General features: G+C 73.2%; 19 protein-coding genes. 10 read left to right on the forward strand and 9 right to left on the reverse strand.

Translation table 11 applies throughout. The annotated features are described in order from the left end of the window. Positions 1–6 precede the first annotated feature (6 nt). The 3 genes from BR98_RS19895 to BR98_RS19905 all read right to left on the reverse strand — a co-directional run bounded on the left by BR98_RS19895 (position 7) and on the right by BR98_RS19905 (position 2,758). Positions 7–882, reverse strand: coding sequence for an alpha/beta fold hydrolase (locus BR98_RS19895; RefSeq protein WP_063774809.1), 876 nt, complete (start codon positions 880–882; stop codon positions 7–9). A 90-nt stretch (positions 883–972) separates the two neighbouring features. Beyond that, on the reverse strand, positions 973–1,899 hold the full coding sequence (locus BR98_RS19900) for a DUF4231 domain-containing protein (protein ID WP_051969956.1): 927 nt from the start codon (positions 1,897–1,899) through the stop codon (positions 973–975). A 109-nt stretch (positions 1,900–2,008) separates the two neighbouring features. After that, on the reverse strand, positions 2,009–2,758 hold the full coding sequence (locus BR98_RS19905; protein ID WP_083976746.1) for an SIS domain-containing protein: 750 nt from the start codon (positions 2,756–2,758) through the stop codon (positions 2,009–2,011). 174 nt (positions 2,759–2,932) lie between these two features. Here BR98_RS19905 and BR98_RS19910 point away from each other — a divergent pair, with 174 nt between their 5' ends. Then, a complete protein-coding gene (locus tag BR98_RS19910; protein WP_035846507.1) occupies positions 2,933–3,625 on the forward strand; it encodes a metal-dependent transcriptional regulator in 693 nt (230 codons plus the stop codon). 485 nt (positions 3,626–4,110) lie between these two features. Here BR98_RS19910 and BR98_RS19915 read toward each other — a convergent pair whose 3' ends face one another. Then, positions 4,111–4,830, reverse strand: a complete 720-nt coding sequence (locus tag BR98_RS19915) for a bifunctional DNA primase/polymerase (RefSeq protein ID WP_051969957.1) — start codon at positions 4,828–4,830, stop codon at positions 4,111–4,113. A 436-nt stretch (positions 4,831–5,266) separates the two neighbouring features. Here BR98_RS19915 and BR98_RS19920 point away from each other — a divergent pair, with 436 nt between their 5' ends. Next, positions 5,267–6,643: a hypothetical protein gene (locus tag BR98_RS19920; protein ID WP_035846510.1), complete on the forward strand. Its 1,377-nt coding sequence runs from the start codon at positions 5,267–5,269 to the stop codon at positions 6,641–6,643. A 267-nt stretch (positions 6,644–6,910) separates the two neighbouring features. Further along, positions 6,911–8,080: a hypothetical protein gene (locus BR98_RS19925; RefSeq protein WP_051969958.1), complete on the forward strand. Its 1,170-nt coding sequence runs from the start codon at positions 6,911–6,913 to the stop codon at positions 8,078–8,080. A gap of 98 nt (positions 8,081–8,178) precedes the next feature. Here BR98_RS19925 and BR98_RS19930 read toward each other — a convergent pair whose 3' ends face one another. Next, on the reverse strand, positions 8,179–9,462 hold the full coding sequence (locus BR98_RS19930) for an ABC transporter substrate-binding protein (RefSeq protein ID WP_063774810.1): 1,284 nt from the start codon (positions 9,460–9,462) through the stop codon (positions 8,179–8,181). Positions 9,463–9,623: 161 nt separating this feature from the next. Between BR98_RS19930 and BR98_RS19935 the strand changes: the two genes are divergently transcribed. Continuing rightward, positions 9,624–10,142: an SCO4402 family protein gene (locus BR98_RS19935; protein WP_083976748.1), complete on the forward strand. Its 519-nt coding sequence runs from the start codon at positions 9,624–9,626 to the stop codon at positions 10,140–10,142. Between the two features lie 62 nt (positions 10,143–10,204). Then, positions 10,205–11,083 (forward strand): formyltetrahydrofolate deformylase, encoded by an 879-nt coding sequence (purU, locus tag BR98_RS19940; RefSeq protein ID WP_035846516.1) that lies wholly within the window; start codon positions 10,205–10,207, stop codon positions 11,081–11,083. A 49-nt stretch (positions 11,084–11,132) separates the two neighbouring features. Here purU and BR98_RS19945 read toward each other — a convergent pair whose 3' ends face one another. Both BR98_RS19945 and BR98_RS19950 read right to left on the reverse strand, forming a co-directional pair. Next, on the reverse strand, positions 11,133–12,287 hold the full coding sequence (locus BR98_RS19945) for a zf-HC2 domain-containing protein (RefSeq protein WP_051969959.1): 1,155 nt from the start codon (positions 12,285–12,287) through the stop codon (positions 11,133–11,135). Next, entirely contained in the window at positions 12,284–12,778 is a 495-nt protein-coding gene (locus tag BR98_RS19950; protein ID WP_035846518.1) for a sigma-70 family RNA polymerase sigma factor, read from the reverse strand. Before BR98_RS19950 ends, BR98_RS19945 begins: the two co-directional genes overlap by 4 nt. Before the next feature lie 305 nt (positions 12,779–13,083). Here BR98_RS19950 and BR98_RS19955 point away from each other — a divergent pair, with 305 nt between their 5' ends. Further along, a complete protein-coding gene (locus BR98_RS19955; protein WP_051969960.1) occupies positions 13,084–13,521 on the forward strand; it encodes an ATP-binding protein in 438 nt (145 codons plus the stop codon). Between the two features lie 281 nt (positions 13,522–13,802). Here the strand turns inward: BR98_RS19955 and BR98_RS19960 are convergent, their stop codons facing one another. Next, positions 13,803–14,789: a GlxA family transcriptional regulator gene (locus tag BR98_RS19960; RefSeq protein WP_035846520.1), complete on the reverse strand. Its 987-nt coding sequence runs from the start codon at positions 14,787–14,789 to the stop codon at positions 13,803–13,805. Between the two features lie 161 nt (positions 14,790–14,950). On the opposite strand from BR98_RS19960, the gene BR98_RS19965 reads away from it, so the two are divergent. The 4 genes from BR98_RS19965 (at position 14,951) to BR98_RS19980 (ending at position 18,247) form a co-directional block, all read left to right on the forward strand. Further along, on the forward strand, positions 14,951–16,264 hold the full coding sequence (locus BR98_RS19965) for an MFS transporter (protein ID WP_035846522.1): 1,314 nt from the start codon (positions 14,951–14,953) through the stop codon (positions 16,262–16,264). 10 nt (positions 16,265–16,274) lie between these two features. Then, complete coding sequence (locus BR98_RS19970) at positions 16,275–16,811, forward strand: GNAT family N-acetyltransferase (protein ID WP_035846524.1); 537 nt, start codon at positions 16,275–16,277, stop codon at positions 16,809–16,811. A 91-nt stretch (positions 16,812–16,902) separates the two neighbouring features. Further along, positions 16,903–17,229: a DUF4229 domain-containing protein gene (locus tag BR98_RS19975; RefSeq protein WP_035846526.1), complete on the forward strand. Its 327-nt coding sequence runs from the start codon at positions 16,903–16,905 to the stop codon at positions 17,227–17,229. Positions 17,230–17,242: 13 nt separating this feature from the next. Beyond that, the gene (locus tag BR98_RS19980) at positions 17,243–18,247 is read left to right on the forward strand and encodes a LacI family DNA-binding transcriptional regulator (protein ID WP_035846529.1); all 1,005 of its coding nucleotides are present in this window, start codon (positions 17,243–17,245) and stop codon (positions 18,245–18,247) included. Between the two features lie 4 nt (positions 18,248–18,251). Here the strand turns inward: BR98_RS19980 and BR98_RS19985 are convergent, their stop codons facing one another. Beyond that, positions 18,252–18,980, reverse strand: coding sequence for a TetR/AcrR family transcriptional regulator C-terminal domain-containing protein (locus BR98_RS19985; RefSeq protein ID WP_035846531.1), 729 nt, complete (start codon positions 18,978–18,980; stop codon positions 18,252–18,254). Positions 18,981–19,035 lie beyond the last annotated feature (55 nt).

The raw sequence follows: 19,035 nt of genomic DNA on the forward strand, positions 1-19,035 counted from the left end.
GATCAATCAGGTCGGGCTGCCCGCCGCCCACTTCAGGGCGGCGGTGAGCACCCGGAAGGAGCTGAAGTGGGCGGCGCCGGGCTCCAGGAAGAGCGTGGCGTCGGGGATGTGGGCGGCCAGCCAGCGGGAGTGGTCGACCGGCGAGAACATGTCGTCGGCGCCGTGCCAGAGCCAGGTGGCCGCCGTGACGTCCTGCGCCTTGAAGCCCCAGTCGGTGGTGAAGGCGAGGACGTCGTCGATCCAGCCGTCCGCGTTCTGCCGGAAGGCCTCGCGGTAGTTGCTCTGCAACAGCCGGCGGATTCCGGCGTCCGAGACCACCGCCCGGTCGGTGCCGGAGAGTTCGCGGCGCAGATCGGCGATCAGGGTGGCCGGGTCGTCGCGGATCCGGCGGGCCCGCTGCTCCATGGTGGCGGCGATCCGCTGGTGGTCGCGCTCGGCGGCGCGGTAGGCGCGGACGTTGGACGCGGTCATCCCGGCGTACCAGTCCAGGCCCTCGGCGTCCCGGGGCGCCAGGCTGACCAGCGCGGCCACCCGGTGCACCCGGCCGGGCAGCAGGGCGCCGCAGGCCAGCGCGTGCGGCCCGCCGCCGGAGCGGCCGACCACGGCGAACCGTTCCAGGCCGAACTCGTCGGCGATCGCCCGCACGTCCGCCGCCGCCGAGGCCACCTGCCGGCCCCGCAGGCGGTCCGAACCGCCGTAGCCCGGGCGGTCGAAGGCGATCAGGTGGACGCCGAGGTGGTAGAGCACGGTGCTGCGCGGGGTCGGCCCGACCTTGCTGCCCGGGGTGCCGTGCAGCAGGAAGACGGGGCGGCCGGCGGGGTCGCCGAAGGTCTGCACCGCCAGGGTTCGGCAGTCGGCGGTCTTGACCAGTCGCGGCTGCACGCCGGGGCCTCCAGTAGGTAGCGGACGGGGCGGTACGGGCGGGGGTCTTCGGGCGGGGCGGTACGGGCGGGGGTGTTCGGGCGGGGCTGCTCAGTGGTTGGGGCCGCGGACCTCGCGGCGGGCCTGCCAGGTGGTGTGCTCGCGCGAGACGGCGTCCTCGGCGTCCCGGGCCAGTCGGGCCCAGAGCTCCTCGGAGCCGCCGGCGGCCAGGTCGAGCTGGGTCAACTGGGCGCGGACCAGCTCCAGTTCGTCGGCGGCCAGCCGGTAGGCGGCGGCCAGTGGCCGGTACTGGCGCAGTTGGGCCCAGGCGGCGACCGAGGCGGCCACCGCCGAGACGGTGCCCAGCGGGTCGAAGCGCAGCGTGCCGACCGCCCGCAGCACGGCGAGCAGCAGGCCGACGGCCGGCAGCGCGATGCCCAGCCACTCGGTCACCCGCCCGGCCCGCTCGCAGTAGCCGGCCTTGGCCCGGTACCAGTCGTACTGCACCTGCACCCGGTCGCGCAGGTACACCTCGCGCCGCACCTCCAGCGGCTGTTCGCGCAGCTCGCGCATCGCGGCGGTGACGCCGGCCTGCTGCTCGGCGTCGGCGGGCAGCGCCGCGCTGTGCCGGAAACCGCGCAGCAGGCCGCGCAGTTGGAGCTGGTAGAGGCCCTCGGCGTCGGGCAGCGTGGTCGGCGGTGGCTGATAGGCGTCGGCCCGCACCGCGTACTTCCAGGCCAGCGTCTTGACCGACTCGGCGGCGGCCCGGCCCTCGTACCACAGGCCCAGCGGCTGCTGCCGGGTCAGCGCCACGGCCAGCGTGGCGGTGGCCAGGTAGCCGGCCGCCGCCGCCCAGGCGAAGCCGCCGCCGCCCAGCGAGCCGACGGCCGCGGCCGCGGTGAGCAGCAGCAGCTCCCAGCGGACCAGGGTGATCGAGCGCCGCTGGGCGAGCAGCGAGGTGGAGTCGGCCGCGTGGAAGAGCTCCGGCAGCAACTCCCGTTCACTGACCGGATCAGTGGGTGGTCCGCCGGCCGCCATCCCGTCCCCCCGAGTGCGCGTGGTGTCCGCTCGTTGCAGTATGAGCGGTCACCGTGGCCGCGCACAGGTGTAGTACGCGCCGTTCTGCTCGGGTCGGGGATCGGGTCGGTCAGAAGGAGTAGTAGATCCGGTCCGCGTGTTCGACCATCAGCTTGGCGTTCCAGTCGGTGCCGCCGTCCACGTTGCCGGAGCGGAACAGCGGCGGGGTGATGCCCTGGTCGGCCAGCCGGCCGACCGCGCTCGCCACCACTGCCTGCATCAAGGCGCTGGTCACGATGGTGGAGACGGAGCCGAAGCCGGTCTCCACGCCCGGGTGGCTGAGTTCGTGGTCACCCACCTCGATCTTGTTGTCCAGCACCACGTCGCAGTGGTCCTTGAGGTACGTCCCCGAGGGGTGCTGCGAGCTGACCCGGCCCGGGTAGTCGAGCGAGGTGACCCCGACCACCCGCAGGCCGCGGGCCCGGGCGTGCGCGGCCAACTCCACCGGCATCACCTGCCGGCCGGACAACGAGATGACGAAGAGCAGGTCACCGGCGGTGGCCGGGGTCAGGTCCAGGGTCGCGGTGGCCAGCCCGGAGACCCGCTCCAGGGCGCTGCCGAGCGGCGCGGGCATCACGTTGACGCCGGTCATGCCGGGCACGTTCAGCAGGTTGAAGACCACCAGGCCGCCGGCCCGGTAGACCACGTCCTGGGCCGGGAGCGAGGAGTGGCCGGCGCCGAAGGCGAAGATCCGCCGGTTCTCCGCGACCGCCTCGGCGAGCAGCGCGGCCGCCCGCTCGATCGCCTCGGCCTCCTCGGTGCGTACCCGCTGCAGGTGTGCCACCGCAGCGTCGAAGTACTGCCCGACCAGGTCGTTCATCGCGATCTTCCCTCTTGGCCAGTGGAGAAAGCTACGGCGAGCACCGTGCTGCCTGGACGGGCCCGCTGTCAACAGGGACGAAACCGAGCGGGAAGGGGGGCCGGGCGGGATCGGTTGTCTGTGCGGTACGTCAGAATTGGCGGTGACGACACCGAGGGAACGGAGCCGGCGGCGATGTCTGGGCTGATCGACACGACTGAGATGTACCTTCGCACCATCCTGGAACTGGAGGAGGAGGGCATCGTCCCGATGCGCGCCCGGATCGCCGAGCGCCTGGAACAGAGCGGTCCCACGGTCAGCCAGACGGTCGGCCGGATGGAGCGGGACGGTCTGCTCCAGGTCGCGGGCGACCGTCACCTGGAACTCACCGAGGAGGGCCGCCGGCTCGCCGTGCGGGTGATGCGCAAGCACCGGATCGCCGAGTGCCTGCTGGTCGACGTGATCGGCCTGGAGTGGGAGCAGGTGCACGAGGAGGCCTGTCGCTGGGAACACGTGATGAGCGAGACGGTCGAGCGCAAGGTGCTCGCCATGCTCGGCCACCCGACCCAGTCGCCCTACGGCAACCCGATCCCCGGCCTGGACGAGCTCGGCGACACCAAGGCCGAGGGCGAGGGCTTCGACGCCGCCCTGGTCACGCTGGACGCGCTGCACCCGGGCGAGGCCGGCGCCGATGTGGTGGTCCGCCGGATCGGCGAGCCGATCCAGACCGACGAGGTGCTGATGCGCACGCTGCGCCGGGCCGGGGTCCGCCCGGGGGCGACGGTGCGGGTGGCGCCGATGGCCGGCGGGGTGCTGGTCGGTGCGGGGGAGGACGCCGCCGAGCTCGGCAAGGAGATCGCGGCGCACGTCTTCGTCGCCCAGGCGTAGCACTCGTGGCCCGGTAGCCGGGCGGTCGCGCAGGCCGGGCGGTCGCGCAGGCCGGGTAGTCGCGTTGGCCGGGCAGCCGGGCGGAGACGTTTTCGGGCCCGGCGCGTCCCCGCGCGCCGGGCCCGACCCCCCGTTTTCCCTCCCGTTCCCCTCCTGCTCCCTCCCGTCCCCTCCCGACCCCCCTGTGCCGCCGCCCGGCTTCCCCGTCCAGGCGTCCCCTCCGGCATCCCCCGGCCTTGGTGCGTCCGGCCCGTTGCTGCCCCTTTCGTCTCGGTTTGGGCTGTTCGCGTCTCGGGGTGGATCATCCCCTCGGCAGCGCGGGGCAATCCTTGAGCGTTGTCACTCGTACGAGCGGCTTGTCATCCCGGCCGCCGGGTACACCGATGTCTTATGTCCGAACACGCCACCGAGCGGGCCGGTGGACACCGGCCCGCTCAGCGGTTTGACGGATCGTCAGCAGGGCTGACGCTCGGGATGGCGGTGCGTCAGCGCCTCGGCGCCGCCGGCACCGGGCTGGGCGCGGTCACCCGGGCAGCCGGGGCCTCCCGGCCGCAGGCGTAGGTCAGCGGGTTGATCAGCTCCTGCGCGTCCGGCAGCCAGCGGTTGGCCGCGGACGGCTTGCGGGCCCACTGGGCGAAGCCGTACGCGCCGAGCCGGGACGGCGGGGCGACGATCCAGTCGCCCTCGCCACGGCCGGTCAGGTCCAGCCGGCCCGGACCCCAGCCGAGCCGGCGCAGCATCTCCGGCAGCTTGGCCAGGGTGCCCGGCAGCACCAGGAAGAGCAGCCGCCGGCCGCGCTGCCCGGGCGGGGCCGGCGCCTCCAGTACCGGGCCGAGCTGCAGGTCCATCCGCTCCATCCGGGCCAGCGCCAGGCAGCCGGCCCGCTCCGGCACGTCCAGCGCGTCGAAGGAACGCCCGGTCGGCAGCAGGATCGAGGCCTGCGGGTTCTCGGTCCACCAGCGCCGCACCACGCCGGGGCCGGCGCTGGCCCGGCGCTGCCAGTCCTGGGTGACCGGGTGCGCGCCCGGCATCGGGCAGGCCGGGGCGCCGCAGGAGCAGCGCGGCGGCCCGTCGTCCTCGATCAGGTGGGTGCCTGGCACGACCTCCCAGTGCCGCTCCTCCGCATAGCGGACCGCTTCGATCAGCAGCGGGGAGATCGGCTTGCCGTCACTGCCCTGCTCCGGGGCTCCTGGGGTCTCTTCCACGTGCTGCTCAACTACCGGCCGTTGGGCGGGTTACGGGGCGGGGGCGGGCGGGCGCCCCGAAGCACGGAATGTCACTCGAACCGGTGATCAATGCAGCGGGCGTGCGAAGCCGGTGCCAGGTCGCGAGGGGTGGCGGGCCCTGGCGCGGAACATGGCGCCCCACAGGCGTCCATCCGGCGTTGGCCTGGCGTTGGGACCCTGTCGGCCAGGTGGGCGCAGCGGGGGCGCACAGGAGCATTTTCCAGGGCGCGCATGGGGAACAGGTCGTCCGCATGGGTATCCCGATGGTGTCGTTGATCGCTAACCTGGCCTCAAGTTCCTTCACTGGCCGGGTAGTCGGCACGCCGTTCGCTGTCATGGAAAGCGTCGGCCGGTACCAGAGCAGCAGAGTCGACGCCCGCCGGCCGGAACCGGGGGCGCTGGGGAGGCGAAGCCCATGGCCGCGAGACCACTCGTCGCACGACAGCCCAACGAGCGTCTGCAGTCGCTGATCCAGGAGGCGAGCTGCTCCAACGCGGGTCTCGCCCGCCGGGTCAACCTCTGCGGCGCCGAGCACGGGCTCGATCTGCGCTATGACAAGACCTCGGTCGCGCGCTGGCTGCGCGGCCAGCAACCACGCGGCCAGGCACCGGCCGTGATCGCCGAGGCGCTCGGCCGCAAACTCGGCCGCGGCGTGACCGTGGACGAGATCGGCATGGCCGACGGCAAGAACCTGACCTCCGGCGTCGGACTGCAGTTCGCCGCCACGCTCAGCGGAGCCCTGGAACAGGTCTGCGAGTTGTGGCGCAGCGACGTCAGCCGCCGCGACTTCCTGGGCGGCGCCTCGGTGGCCGCCTCCGCCCTGGTGGAGCCCAGCCGGGACTGGCTGATCACCCCGCCGGACCCGGTGGTGGCGCGCACCGGCGGCCCCCGGGTCGGGCTCTCGGACGTGGCCGCGATCCGGGCCACCACCGAGATGCTGGTCGACCTCGACCACCGGTTCGGCAGCGGGCACGTCCGCCCGGTGGTGGTGCACTACCTCAACAGCGTGGTCTCCGGACTGCTCAGCGGCGGCTACCGCGAGGAGACCGGCCGCCAGTTGTTCGGCGCGGTGGCCCGGCTGACCGAGCTGGCCGGCTACATGGCGGTGGACACCGGGCAGCCCGGACTCGCCCAGCGGTACTACATCCAGGCCCTGAGGCTGGCTCAGGCCGCCGACGACCGCGGCTACGGCGGCTACGTGCTGGCCGCCTCGATGAGCCACCTGGCCGCCACCCTGGGCAATCCCCGGGAGATCGCCCAACTCGCCCGCGCCGCCCAGGAGGGCGCCCGCTCGGTGGCCACCCCCACCGCGATGGCGATGTTCTACGCCGCCGAGGCGCGCGGCCACGCGCTGCTCGGCGACATCCGCTCCTGCGAGCTGGTCGCCGCCAAGGCCGTGGCCGCGATGGGACAGCGCAACCCCGAGGACGACCCGGACTGGATCGTGCACTTCGACGAGGCCTACCTGGCCGACGAGTTGGCGCACTGCTACCGGGACCTGGAACAGGCCAAGCAGGCCGAGCGGCAGGCCAGGATCGCACTCGAACTGCACCCGCCCACCCGGGTCCGGCGCCGCGCGGTGGACTTGGTGCTGCTGGCCACCGCGCAGTTGCAGCAGCGCGACATCGAACGGGCCTGCGAGACCGGTGCGCAGGCGATGCGGCTGCTCAACGGGCTGCGCTCGAACCGCGGGGTGGAGTACCTGGACGACTTCCGGCGGCGGCTGGAGCCGTTCCGCGAGCACCGGGTGGTGCGGGAGTTCCAGCAGCGGGCGGAGATGGAAGCGGCGTAGCGGTGGGGCGGCGGGGCGGCTGCGGGTGCTCGCAGCCGTGGAACCGCCGCCCGCGTGGTCACCCGAAGCGGTGAACCGGTAGCGTGGGCGCGACGTTCCGAGGAACCCCAGCAGAAGTGGTCCGCCGTCAGCTGAGCGCGCGGAAGAACCGAGGAAGGCCAGGGTGCTCATACCGCACAGACAGCGCGGGCGATCCGGACCACGGACCGCCCGGACACCGCTGACCGTGTCGGCGTGCCCAGGGCCGTGCACAGGTGAGGATTCGCGTTGAGCCAGCGCCGCTCGTACCCCAACTCCGGTGACTTCAACCTGGACGACCTGTTCCGTCCGGAGCCGGCCGCGCCAGGCGGGGCCGGTGCGCCTGCTGCCGGTGCGCCCGCGGCACCCCAGGAGCAGCCGCCGCACGGCGCTCCCGAGTACCTGGCGCCCGGCGCGTCCTGGGGCGAGCAGCAGGGCGGGTACCAGGCGGAGGCGGCCGCGCAGCCCGCGCCGGAGACCCAGTACCTGCCGCCGTACCCCACCAGCGAGCCGCCGCAGCCCAGCTACGGCGGGCAGCAGGGCTTCGGCGGGCAGCAGACGTTCGGGGGCCAGCAGACGTTCGGGGGCCAGCAGAGCTTCGGCGGTCAGCAGGGCTTCGCGGACCAGCAGGGCCTCGGGGGCGCGCCGGTGCCGCCGCAGCCCGGCTACGGGGGCCAGCAGGGCTTCGGCGGGCAGCAGGGTCTCGGTGGCTACCCCCAGGCACCCGCCGAGCAGACCACCCAGCTCGGCCGGGCCAACGCCCCGCGCGGCGGCCGCTCCCAGGGCCTGTCCCGCAAGGCCGTGATCGGCGGCGTGGTCGCCGTCTGCGCGATCGGCGGGATCCTGATCGGCGTGCTGGCCGGCGGGGGCAGCGACGACAAGGCCAAGCCCAAGGCCGGTGCCAAGGGTGCGGTGAGCTCGCCCGTCGCCCAGACCAGTGGCAGCGGCAGCCCGTCCGCGCTGAGCCCCGACGCGCAGGGCCAGGCGCAGGGGCTCTCCAACCTGCTCGGCACGGCCAACGCCAGCCGGCAGGCGGTGATCGGAGCGGTCGGCTCGATCAAGAGCTGCGAGAACCCGGGCGCCGCGCAGACCGCCCTCACCCAGGCCTCCACCCAGCGCAAGCAGCTGCTCACCTCGCTGGCCGCGCTCAAGGTGGACAAGCTGCCCACCGGCCAGCAGCTGGTGGACCAGCTCAACCAGGCCTGGCAGGCCTCCGCCAACGCGGACGACGCCTACGCGGCCTGGGCCGGCGACGCGGCCGGCGGCTGCGACCCCGCCAAGCAGAACGACAACCCGCACCGCCAGGCCGGCGACCAGGCCAGCGGCACCGCCAGCACCGCCAAGAAGCAGGCCTCCACCCTGTGGAACGCCATCGCGACCCAGGCCGGCCTCCCGAGCCTCTCGGAGTCCCAGCTCTAGGGCCGGAAGGCCCTGGCCGCTCGCTGCGGTGGGTAAGGGCCGGCCCCGCTCAGACACTGAGCGGGGCCGGCCCTTACCCACGGGTCCCTGCGGCTGCCTCAGGAGGCCGGGGGCTTGCCGCCGGTGAGGACCCAGCGGACGTCGACGAAGCCCGGTTGCTGTTCGACCAGGCGGCCGCCCTGGACCTGCTGGAAGGTGACCGAGGTGTTCACCAGGCGCGGGGAGTCGGCGCTGGCCAGCATGCTGGTCAGGCCCCAGCTCAGCGGCGGGGTGGCGCCCCCGGTGTCGATCGGGCCGCCGTTGTCGAGGGTCTCGCGCAGCGACTGCGGGGTGACCGGGTGGGAGCCGAGCCGCTGGACGGCCTTCAGGAAGACCTGGTAGCCGACCCAGGTGGTCTCGACCCCGGGGTCGGCGTCGTCGATGTTCACGTCGGCGGCCCCGTGGGTCCGTACGGTGGCCCGCAGCGGGTCCCAGACCGCCGAGGTCTCCGGCGGGTACCAGCCCGTCGCGTAGGCGCCGCCGAGCGGCCCCGTGTCGCCGCCGGTGGAGTCGACCACCGACTGCTGGAAGCTGCCGATCACCGAGGCGAGCCGGGTGTTCTTGTGCGGCTGGCGGCGCAGCGAGTCCAGCAGGTTGAGGGTGGGCACCGGGCCGAGCGCCGCGGTGACGCAGTTGTTCGGCTTGTCGTCGCCGATCGCCTGCTTGGCCTGCCCGGTGTAGTCGGTGGACTTCTCCCCGGTGCGCACGTCGGTGAGCTTGACCCCGGCCGGGTTGAGTGCCCCGGCCAGCGCGCCGACCAGGTTGTCCCCGGCGGGGGTGTCGGGGCGGATCAGCGACACCGTCCGGCATCCGGCGGCGACCAGCTGCCGCCCGCTGCCGGCGATCAGCGCGGGGGTGCCGCCGGCCACCGGGTAGGAGATCGGGCTGGTGAACTCGGGCCGGGACAGGCCGTAGCCGCCGATGTACGGGATCCGGGCGTTCTCCAGCAGCGGCATGAAGGTGTCGCCGAACTGGCTGTACGAGCCGACCACTGCGACCGCGCCCGCGTCCACGGCCTGCCTCGCGCAGGCCGCGGCGCCGTCGGCGGTGTTGTGCTCGTTGCATGTGAGCACCTTGAGCCGGTGGCCGGAGATGCCGCCCTGGGCGTCGATCTCGGCGCCGATCGCGCCGGCCAGCGCGGTCATGCCCGGGCGGTCGGTGGCGCCGGTGCCGGCGGGGGCGAAGGTGAGGACGGTGAGCTCGGACTTGCCGGTGGCGGCGTCCGCGGGTCCACCGCAGGCGGAGGTGGCGAGCAGGGCCGGCAGTAGCGCGGCCGTGGCGGCCAGGGCCAGGTAGCGGCCGCGTCGGCTGCGCCGTTGAGGCGCACGCATTGCGTCGGTCATCTCGGGGTCCCCTCCCAATGTGCAGTTGGTCGGAAACCCACCCTCACCCGGGGTTCACACCACGAGAGGGCAGGAAAACGAACGTTCACCCAACATGGCATGAACTCGCGATGCGGACGCGTGTAGATGGGGGATGGATGGGGAACGTACGATCTCTGCCCATGGCGGTCACCACAGATTCTTCGAACAGCTCTGCTCGAAACCCTTCTCGTTCGGGGCGCCGCTCCAGCACCATGGGCGGCATGCCGCTCAACGATCTGCCCTGGTGGCGCTGGCGCGCCCGGCTTCGCTCCGCCCTGCACATGCTCGCCGACCCGGCCTTCCAGCACGAGTACTGGGCGACCGGCCGGGAAGGCTACGGCGATGTCACCGACGCGGTCTACCGGCTGGTGGAGGACAGCTGGTTGGACCGCTGGTCGGCCGAGAAGTACATCGGCACCGTGGTCCGGGACGCCGCCGAGGCCGCCCTGGTGGACGCCGCGGTGCTGCGGGTGCTGAGGATCCTGCACGAGGTGGGTGCGGACGCCCCGGCGGCCGTCTACCTGGCCCACCCCGACTGGCCGGAGGCGGTGGCGGCGGCCCGGGCCGCGCACGAACTGCTGGCCCGCAACGACGGCGAGGACCCGGACACGGCGCCGCGTTCGCTCGAAGTACTGAGGATTCTCACCCGAATCGGCTGACCGGTCGCGGACTGTGCCAGGCTAGGGGGATTGACCAGCGGGAGAGACGAGAAGGACCAAGCGTGGAGCAGCAGACCGCAAGCGAGTCGAACCAGTACGTGCTCACCCTCTCCTGCCCGGACAAGCAGGGGATCGTGCACGCGGTCTCCAGCTACCTGTTCATGACCGGCTGCAACATCATCGACAGCCAGCAGTACGGCGACCGGGACAGCGACAGCGGGCTCTTCTTCATGCGGGTGCACTTCTCGGCCGAGCGCCCGGTGACGGTGGAGAGCCTGCGGGCCAGCTTCGCCGCGATCGGCGCCTCCTTCGCGATGGAGTGGGCGATCCACCCGGCGGCCAGCCGGATGCGCGTGGTCCTGATGGTCAGCAAGTTCGGGCACTGCCTCAACGACCTGCTGTTCCGCACCTCGATCGGCGCGCTGCCGGTGGAGATCGTCGCCGTGGTCTCCAACCACACCGACTTCGAGGAGCTCACCGGCTCCTACGGGATCCCCTTCGTGCACATCCCGGTCACCCGGGACACCAAGGCCGAGGCGGAGCGGCAGCTGCTCGACCTGGTGGAGGCCGAGGGGGTCGAACTGGTGGTGCTGGCCCGCTACATGCAGGTGCTCTCGGACGACCTGTGCAAGGCGCTCTCCGGCCGGGTGATCAACATCCACCACTCCTTCCTGCCGAGCTTCAAGGGCGCCAAGCCGTACCACCAGGCGCACGCCCGGGGCGTGAAGCTGATCGGTGCCACCGCCCACTATGTGACGGCCGACCTGGACGAGGGGCCGATCATCGAGCAGGAGGTGGCCCGGGTGCAGCACGATGTGACGCCGGACCAGCTGGTCGCGCTCGGCCGGGACGTGGAGTGCCAGGCACTGGCCCGCGCGGTCAAGTGGCACAGCGAGCACCGGGTGCTGCTGAACGGCAGCCGCACCGTCGTCTTCGCCTGAGTCGCCGTCGTCTTCCTCTGAGCCGCCTGCGCCCGAGCCGTCTTCGCACTCACGGCCGCGACAGCAGCGGCACCGCCGTCAGCAGCTCGCGGATCGCCGCCCGGTCGCCGTACTCGCCGACCGGGAGGTGCTCCGGATCCCGGTGCGCGGCCGCGAGCTGGCAGAACTCCACGCCGTCCATCACCAGTTCGGCCACCGGATCGGCCTGTGGCGGTTCCGGTGAGGCCTGCCGCGCCGGGCCGTCCAACGGGATCAGCCACTCGCCGGAGGCCGGCCCCTCGATCACCAGCCGCAGCACCCGGCCGTCGCCGGTCTCGGCGGGCCCGCCCGCGAAGGCGGCCTGCCGCCGCCCGGCCAGCGCGGCCGGCAGCATCCGGGCCGCCAGGTCGACCATCAGCCGCAGGTGGCTCGGCGACGGCAGCGCGTACGGGTAGTCCACCGCCCGGGCCACGTCCTCGCCGTGGATCCAGGTCTCGAAGGCGCGGTCGATGAACGCGTCCCGCACCGGGACGGTGGCGAAGCCGTAGTCCACCTCGAGGGCGGCGGCCGGTGGTTCGGCGAACCGCAGCACGGCCTGGGTCTGGCTGCGCCAGAGCAGCCGCACCTCCTCGGTGGAGGCCTCCGCCTGGGCCCGGGTGAGCCGTTCGGTGCGGTCCAGCAGTCCGGCCCAGGGTCCGGCCGGCTGCCCGCCCTGCCGGGGCACCTGCGGCTCGGTCGGCTTCACCGGATCGGGCAGGCCGAGGGTGGTGGCGAGCAGTCCGTCCACGGCGGCCAGGTGGCACAGCACCTCGGCCGGGTTCAGCCGTAGCACGCCGCCGTGCCAGGGCAGTTCGGCCACCTCCCGCCACTCGGCCCGGCCCAGGTCGCGCAGCAGCGCGTCCAGCTTGGCGGTCTCGGCGGCGAACGGCGCGGCCCAGGGGGCCAGCGGATGGGCCGGTGCGCGGCGGGCGAGGCAGAAGTCCAGTACCTGCTGGCGCAGCCCGTCCGGCTGGTCGAGTGGATCGTCGATGCTCAGCCGGCCGGCGGCCCGGCGCAGCCGGTCGCCCTCCTCGGCGCAGTCGGCGCAGCCGGCCAGGTGGCGTTCGAGTTCGGCGGCCTCCTCGGGCTGGCAGGCCCGCAACGCCCAGGCGCCGAGCAGGCTGCGCAGGGCGTCGTGCTCCTGCCCGGTCCAGCCCTGCCCGGTGCCGCCCTGCTCCGTCGTCACGAGCCGAACTCCAGTTCAGTGGCGAGCAGTTGCAGGCCGAGGCGGAGCCGTTGGCGGGCCACCTGCTCGGTGATGCCGAGCTGCCGGGCGGTCTCCTGGTAGGTGCGGCCGTCGTACCAGGTGGTCTCGAGGGTCTCGCGCAGGGCCGGCGGCAGCGCGGCCACCACGTACTGCACCTGGGCGGCGGCGGCGCGTTCGTGGATCTCCTCGGGGCCGAGGTCGGCCCGCTGCAGGCGTTCGACGGCCCGCCGGTGGGTGAGTTCGCCGACCCAGGAGCGCAGTGACCGCTCGGGGTCGAACTCCTCGGGGTGCTCCCAGAGATGGCCGAAGACCTCGCGGGTCAGCTGGGCAGCGGCGGTCTCGTCGCCGAGGATCTTGCCGGCCAGGCCGTGCACCAGGGGCGAGAGCTGGTCGTAGAGCTCGCCGAGCGCGCTCTCCTCGCCGCGGGCCAACCGCGACCGCATCTGCTGGTCCCAGTCCGGCGCGGTCATGGGGTCCACGGTATAGCGTCAACCCGGGCCCGGGAGAGCGATTTGTAGGAAGAACGGTTCGCCAGTGTCCGCCGCGTGGCCGATGCCGGTGGGCGGTGGTTGAGCGGTAGGTTTCGTCACGCCGGTGCGAAGGTCGTTGCGATGCTCGGCAGAGCGAGCGGGACAGTATGCGGTGCCGTGTCCCCCGATCGCTGGAATATGCCCGAAGCGCTTGTCGGCCCGGTCCTCGCGGATCATCCTGGGCCGTATTCGTGCCGACGTCATGGACAGTCCAACCGGTAGCTCGTCATGCAGGTGGTGGAGCGGTGCAGGTGCTTCAGGTACAGCTCGCGGTGGCCGCCGACCCCGCAGAGGTCGGTCGGGCTCGGCAGTGGGTCCGCGCCAGACTGCTCGCCGTCGGGGCCGACCCCCGGGCCGGGTACGCCGAGACGCTGGTGCTGGTGGTCTCGGAGCTGGTGACCAACGCGGTGGTGCACACCGGTCGTCCGGCGGTGCTGCGGCTGCTCTGGCCGGAAGGCGACCGCGCGGTCCGGGTCGAGGTGACGGATGCCAGCGGAGCGGCCCCGCTGCCCCGGCACGCGTCCGGGGACGCCACCAACGGCCGGGGCCTCGAACTGGTCGACCTGCTCTGCGAGCGCTGGGGCTGGTACCCGCACGGCTCGGGCAAGTTGGTCTGGTGCGAGATCGACCGGATCGGCGTCGCTGGCGGTGCCTCGGTAGCCGAGTTCCTGACCGTGCACTGAGAGTTGACCGTGTACTGGCGGCCGAATTCCGATCACTACCCGACCGAAAGCCACCGCAACCATTCCGAATTTCGGACAAACCCATTGACGTGACGTATCCAACTGATCACTCTTGGGTCAGCTCTCCGTCGCGAGGGGACGCCAAGGTACGCACGGCCCGGGGGGATCGGCCGGCCCTTGGCGAGTACGGAGCGCCCGTTGTGCGGGTCAGGGCCCGTACCGGGTGGCCGCCGAGCAGGGGTGCTCGCGCGGCCGCCCTCGGGTAGGCCACCGGTTCGCCGTCACCCAGCCGACCGAAAAGTCCGCCGGTAGGCGCTCGGTGGCAGGTCGAGCCGCCCGCGCAGCTGCAGCCGCAGCGAGGCGGCGGTGCCGAAGCCGGACTCCCTGGCCACCTGGTCGATGCTCAACTCGGTGCGCTCCAGCAGCTCCCGGGCCCGCTCGGTGCGCTGCACGGTGAGCCACTGCCCCGGGCTGGAGCCGGTCTCCTCGCGGAACCGCCGGGTGAAGGTGCGCACGCTCATCCCGGCCCGGTCGGCCAGTTGGTGCAGCGTCAGCGGCTCGGCCAGGTGTCCCAGCGCCCATTCGCGCACCGCCCCGGTACTGCCGCCCGGATCGGCCGCCGCCGCCACGAGCAGGTCGACGTACTGCCGCTGCCCGCCCTCCCGCCAGGGCGGCACCAGGCTGTTGCGGGCCACCTGGTTGGCGATCGTGCCGCCGTGGTCGCGGCGGACCAGGTGCAGGCACAGGTCCACCCCGGCGGCCACGCCCCCGGAGGTGAGCACATCGCCGTCGTCCACGTACAGCACGTCCGGGTCCAGCCGGACCTGCGGGAACCGGCGGGCGAACTCCTCGGTGTGCCGCCAGTGGGTGGTGGCCGGGCGCCCGTCCAGCAGCCCGGCGGCGGCCAGCACGAAGGCCCCGGTGCAGATCGACACCACCCGGGCGCCGGGCCTGATCCGGGCCAGCGCGGCGGTCAGCTCCGGCGGCAGCTCCCCGCTCGGATAGCGCTCCTGCAGACCACGGGCGGCCGGCAGCACCACGGTGTCCGCCCGCTCGAGGAGTTCGGGGCCGTGGTCCACCGCGATCCGGAAGTCGGTGCTGGTGGCCACCGGCCCGCCGTCCACCGTGCAGGTCGCGACCTGGTAGAGCGCAGCCCCGTCCGCCGCCCTGGCCGATTCGAAGATCCGCGAGGGGATGCCGAGTTCGAACGCGATCACGCCGTCCAGGGCCAGTACGGCGACGCGGTGCGGAGCCTGGGGAGCCGTCATCCACGCATTGTCACCCGAAGAACCGCCACCCGAGGAACTGCTACCCGGAAAGGGTTGGAAATGCCTGGCTCGATGCCTGGTCCGATGCCTGGCCCGATCCTTGCGGAAGATGGCAGTCAGGCCACTCGTCCGCGCGTTCGGGTCTCGGGAGACTCGTCTGCGTGACCGAGCTGACCGAGACTCCCGCCCCGCTCCACGACCGACGCCCCGCCCCCAGGCTCCACTACGCCTGGGTGATCGCGGCCCTCTCGCTGCTGGTGCTGGTCGGCTCGGCCGGCTTCCGCTCCGCGCCCGGCCTGATGATGGACGCCTGGAACAGCCAGTTCGGCTGGTCGCACGGCCTGATCGGGATGGCCGTCTCGGTCAACCTCACCCTCTACGGGCTCACCGCGCCGTTCGCCGCCGCGCTGATGGACCGCTTCGGGGTGCGGCTGGTGACCGTCTGCGCGCTGCTCACCATCTCGGTGGGCTCCGGCCTGACCGTGCTGATGACCCACCCCTGGCAGCTGATCCTCTGCTGGGGCGTGCTGGTCGGCCTGGGCAGCGGCAGCATGGCCGGCGCCTTCGCCACCACCGTCACCGGACGCTGGTTCAAGGCCCGCCAGGGCCTGGTCACCGGGGTGCTCACGGCGGCCGGTGCGGCGGGCAACCTGATCTTCCTGCCGGTGCTCTCCTGGCTGGTCCAGGCCGAGGGCTGGAAGGCCGCGGTGGTCGTGGTCTCGCTGTGCGCCACCGCCGTCTCGGTCCCGGTGCTGCTGCTGATGCGCGAGCGGCCGGCCGACGTCGGGCTGCTGCCGTACGGCGCCGCGCCGGGTGACGAACTGCCGCCCGCGACCAGCGGCCGGGCCGTCTCCCGCACCCTGCGGGTGCTGCGCGAGGCCTCCCGCACCCGGCAGTTCTGGCTGCTGGCCGGCTCCTTCGCGATCTGCGGCGCGACCACCGTCGGCCTGGTCGGCACCCACTTCATCCCCGCCGCGCACGACCACGGGATGCCGGAGACCACGGCGGCCGGCCTGCTGGCGATGATCGGCGTCTTCGACGTGATCGGCACCGTGGCCAGCGGCTGGTTCACCGACCGGGTCGACTCGCGGCGCCTGCTGGTCGTCTACTACGCGCTGCGCGGCGCCTCGCTCTGCTTCCTGCCGCAGCTGTTCGCCGGCAGCGTCAAGCCGCCGTTCCTGGCCTTCGTGATCTTCTACGGCCTGGACTGGGTCGCCACCGTGCCGCCCACCGTGGCGCTCTGCCGCCGCTACTTCGGGGCGGATGCGCCGATCGTCTTCGGCTGGGTGCTGGCCTGCCACCAGATCGGCGCCTCGATCGTCTCCACCGCGGCCGGGGTGATGCGGGACAAGTTCGGCGACTACGACCTGGCCTGGTACGGCGCGGGCGGGCTCTGCCTGCTGGCCGTGCTGCTCTGCCTGGCCCTGCGCAGCCGGCCCACCTCGCCCGCGCTGACCGTCGCCGCGGCTCAGTAAGCTCGACGGCATGCCTTTGCACTTCGCCCTCGACCCCGAGCTGACCGACGAGCTGCGCGCCGAGATCGTCACGCTCTGGACGGACGTGACCAACGCCGGCGGCGCGGTGGGCTTCGTCCCGCCGGTCACCGAGGAGCGGGTGTGGCCGACCGCGGAGAAGCAGTTCCGCGGCCTGGGTGCGGTGGCCGACCCCGACGCCGACCGGCTGCTGATCGCCCGCGAAGGGGAGCGGGGCCCGCTGGTGGCGGTGCTCTTCTTCGAGAGCATGCGCTTCGAGCTGATGGACCACTGGCGGCTGCTCAAGCGGGTCATGGTCTCCCCGAAGCACCAGGGCCAGGGGTACGGGCAGCAGCTGATGGCCGAGGCCGAGCGGGTCGCGCGCGGCTGGGGCCTGGCCGGCCTGCGGCTCACCAGCCGCGGCGGCCAGGGCCTGGAACGCTTCTACACCGGCTGCGGCTACACCGAGGTCGGCCGGGTGCCGGGCGCGATCCGGGTCGCCCCCGGGGACGACCGGGACGACATCACCTTCTGGATGGCGCTGCACTGACGGGTGGCACGGGCCCGAGGCCCGTCATGATCTCCACGACCGGCATGCTTCACTGGGAGAGCTGTCGTACCCGTGAAGAAGGAAGCCACCCGTGAGCAGCAAGTCGCACGCCACGCTCCGTTACACCTCGCTGCGGGCCAGCATCTTCCTCGCCTGCCTGCTGGTCTTCACGCTGCTCGGGCACTTCGGGATCATCCCCGTGGTCGGCGCCACCGGCTTCGTCTTCCTGGTGCTGCTGGCCGGCCTGGTCTCGGCGCCGATCAGCTACGTGGTGCTGAGCAAGCAGCGCGACGAGATGTCCGAGCAGATCGTCGGCAAGGTCTCCACGCTCAAGGCCCGCACCAAGCAGCGGATCGCGGACCAGAACGCCGAGGAGGACGCGGCGGACGAGGCCGCGCGCGCCGCCGTTCAGCAGTGACGACGCCGGCGACGTGACTGGTACCCCGGCCCGCCGCCCCACCGGGCGGGACGTGGCCCAACTGGCCGGCGTCTCGCAGGCAACCGTCTCGCTGGTCTTCTCCGGCGGCGAGGCCGGCCACCGGGTCTCGGCCGGCACCCGGGAACGCGTGCTGGAGGCCGCCCGGGGCCTGGGCTACCGACCGCAGGCGGCCGGGCGCCAACTGCGCCTGGGGCGCAGCGGGATGGCCATGCTGGCAGTGCCCAACCTGCAGGGCCCGTTCTTCGGCCGGGTGCTGGAGGGAGTGCACGAGGAGGCGGCCCGGCACGGCCTCGACGTGGTGGTCAGCTCCGGCTGGAGCGCCGCGACCCTTGCCGAGGCGGCGACCAGCAGCCGCTTCGACGGACTGCTGATCTGCTCCCCGGACGACAGCCAACTCGGCGCGCTGCCCTCCGGTACGCCCGCCGTCTTCCTGGACGCCGACCCGGCCGCGGCGGGTGGCGCCCCCACCGTCGAACTGGACCTCGCGGGCGGCATGGCCGCCGCCGTCGCCCACCTCGGCGCCCTCGGCCACCGCCGGCTCGGGCGGCTGCGCTCCACCCACAGCGCCCACACCTTCCGGGTCCGCCAAGCCGCCTTCGAACGCGCGGCGGCCGGCTTCGAGGTCCTGGAGTACGGCGTCTCCCTGAACCGCGGCGAGACCGCCGCCCGCGCGGCCGCCGCCGAACTGCTGGGCCGCCCCGACCGCCCGCACGCGGTGGTCTGCGACGACGACGTGGTCGCCTCGGGGCTGTACCAGGCAGCGGCGGACCTGGGGCTGCGGATCCCGGAGGACGTGTCCGTGGTCGGCATCGACAACATCGCGGTGGCGGCGCTGCTCACCCCGCCGCTGACCACCGTCGACCTCCCGGGCGAACAGCTGGGGCGGGTCGGCATCGCCGCCCTGGCCGAGCTGCTGGCGGGGCGGCCGGCGGCGTCGGTGGCGCCGCTGGAAACCTCACTGATCGTCAGGTCCTCGACGCAGCGGTCGACTTCCTGAGCTGTCAGCCGGCCGCCTCGGGGAGCCGCAGCGCCAGGCCGTCGAGGACGACCTCCAGCCCGTAGCCGAACTTGCTGTCGCGGATCTCGACCGGGTCGACCGGCAGGGGGGCGGCATAGGCCTCGGCCAGGTGGTCGTGGTCGGCGGCGGCCTGCTGGGCGGCGGGCATCAGGCGGGCGATGAACGCGGCTTCGGTCTCGCCGGAGCGGGCGATGGTGGTGAGCCAGGCCGCCTCGGTGGTGCTCATGCCGATCACGAAGGACAGCACGGTGTCGATCGCGCGGCTCGGTTCGGGGAAGCCGGCGGCCGTGAAGAGGGCGGCCAGGCGCTCGGAGAAGGCCATCAGGTTGGGGCCCAGGTAGGCCAGGCCGGCCTGGCCGAGGACCGAGGACAGCCAGGGGTGACGCAGGGCCGTCGCCCGGAAGGACTGGGCGGCCTCGGTGACGGCGGCGCGCCAGTCGGGGGTGCCGGGGGCGGGGACGACGATCTCGGCCACCACCTCGTCCACCACGAGCTCCATCAGCTCGTCCTTGGTGGCGACGTGCCGGTAGAGGGAGGTCGCGCCGGCGTTCAGGCGGGCACCGAGCTTGCGCATGCTGAGCGCCTCGATGCCGTCGGTGTCCAGCATGGCGATCGCCTCGCGGACGATCGCGGCCTGGCTGAGCGCGGGCTGGTCGGGCTCGCGCTGCTGTCGGGTCCACACGGACGGGCTCTGCTTCGTCTTGGCGGCCATGGCGCTCCTTCGTGCGTACAGCGTTCGCATTCAGCGTACATCGAAGAGGGGTTGC

The organism is Kitasatospora azatica KCTC 9699, assembly GCF_000744785.1.
Classification (GTDB): Bacteria; Actinomycetota; Actinomycetes; order Streptomycetales; family Streptomycetaceae; genus Kitasatospora; species Kitasatospora azatica.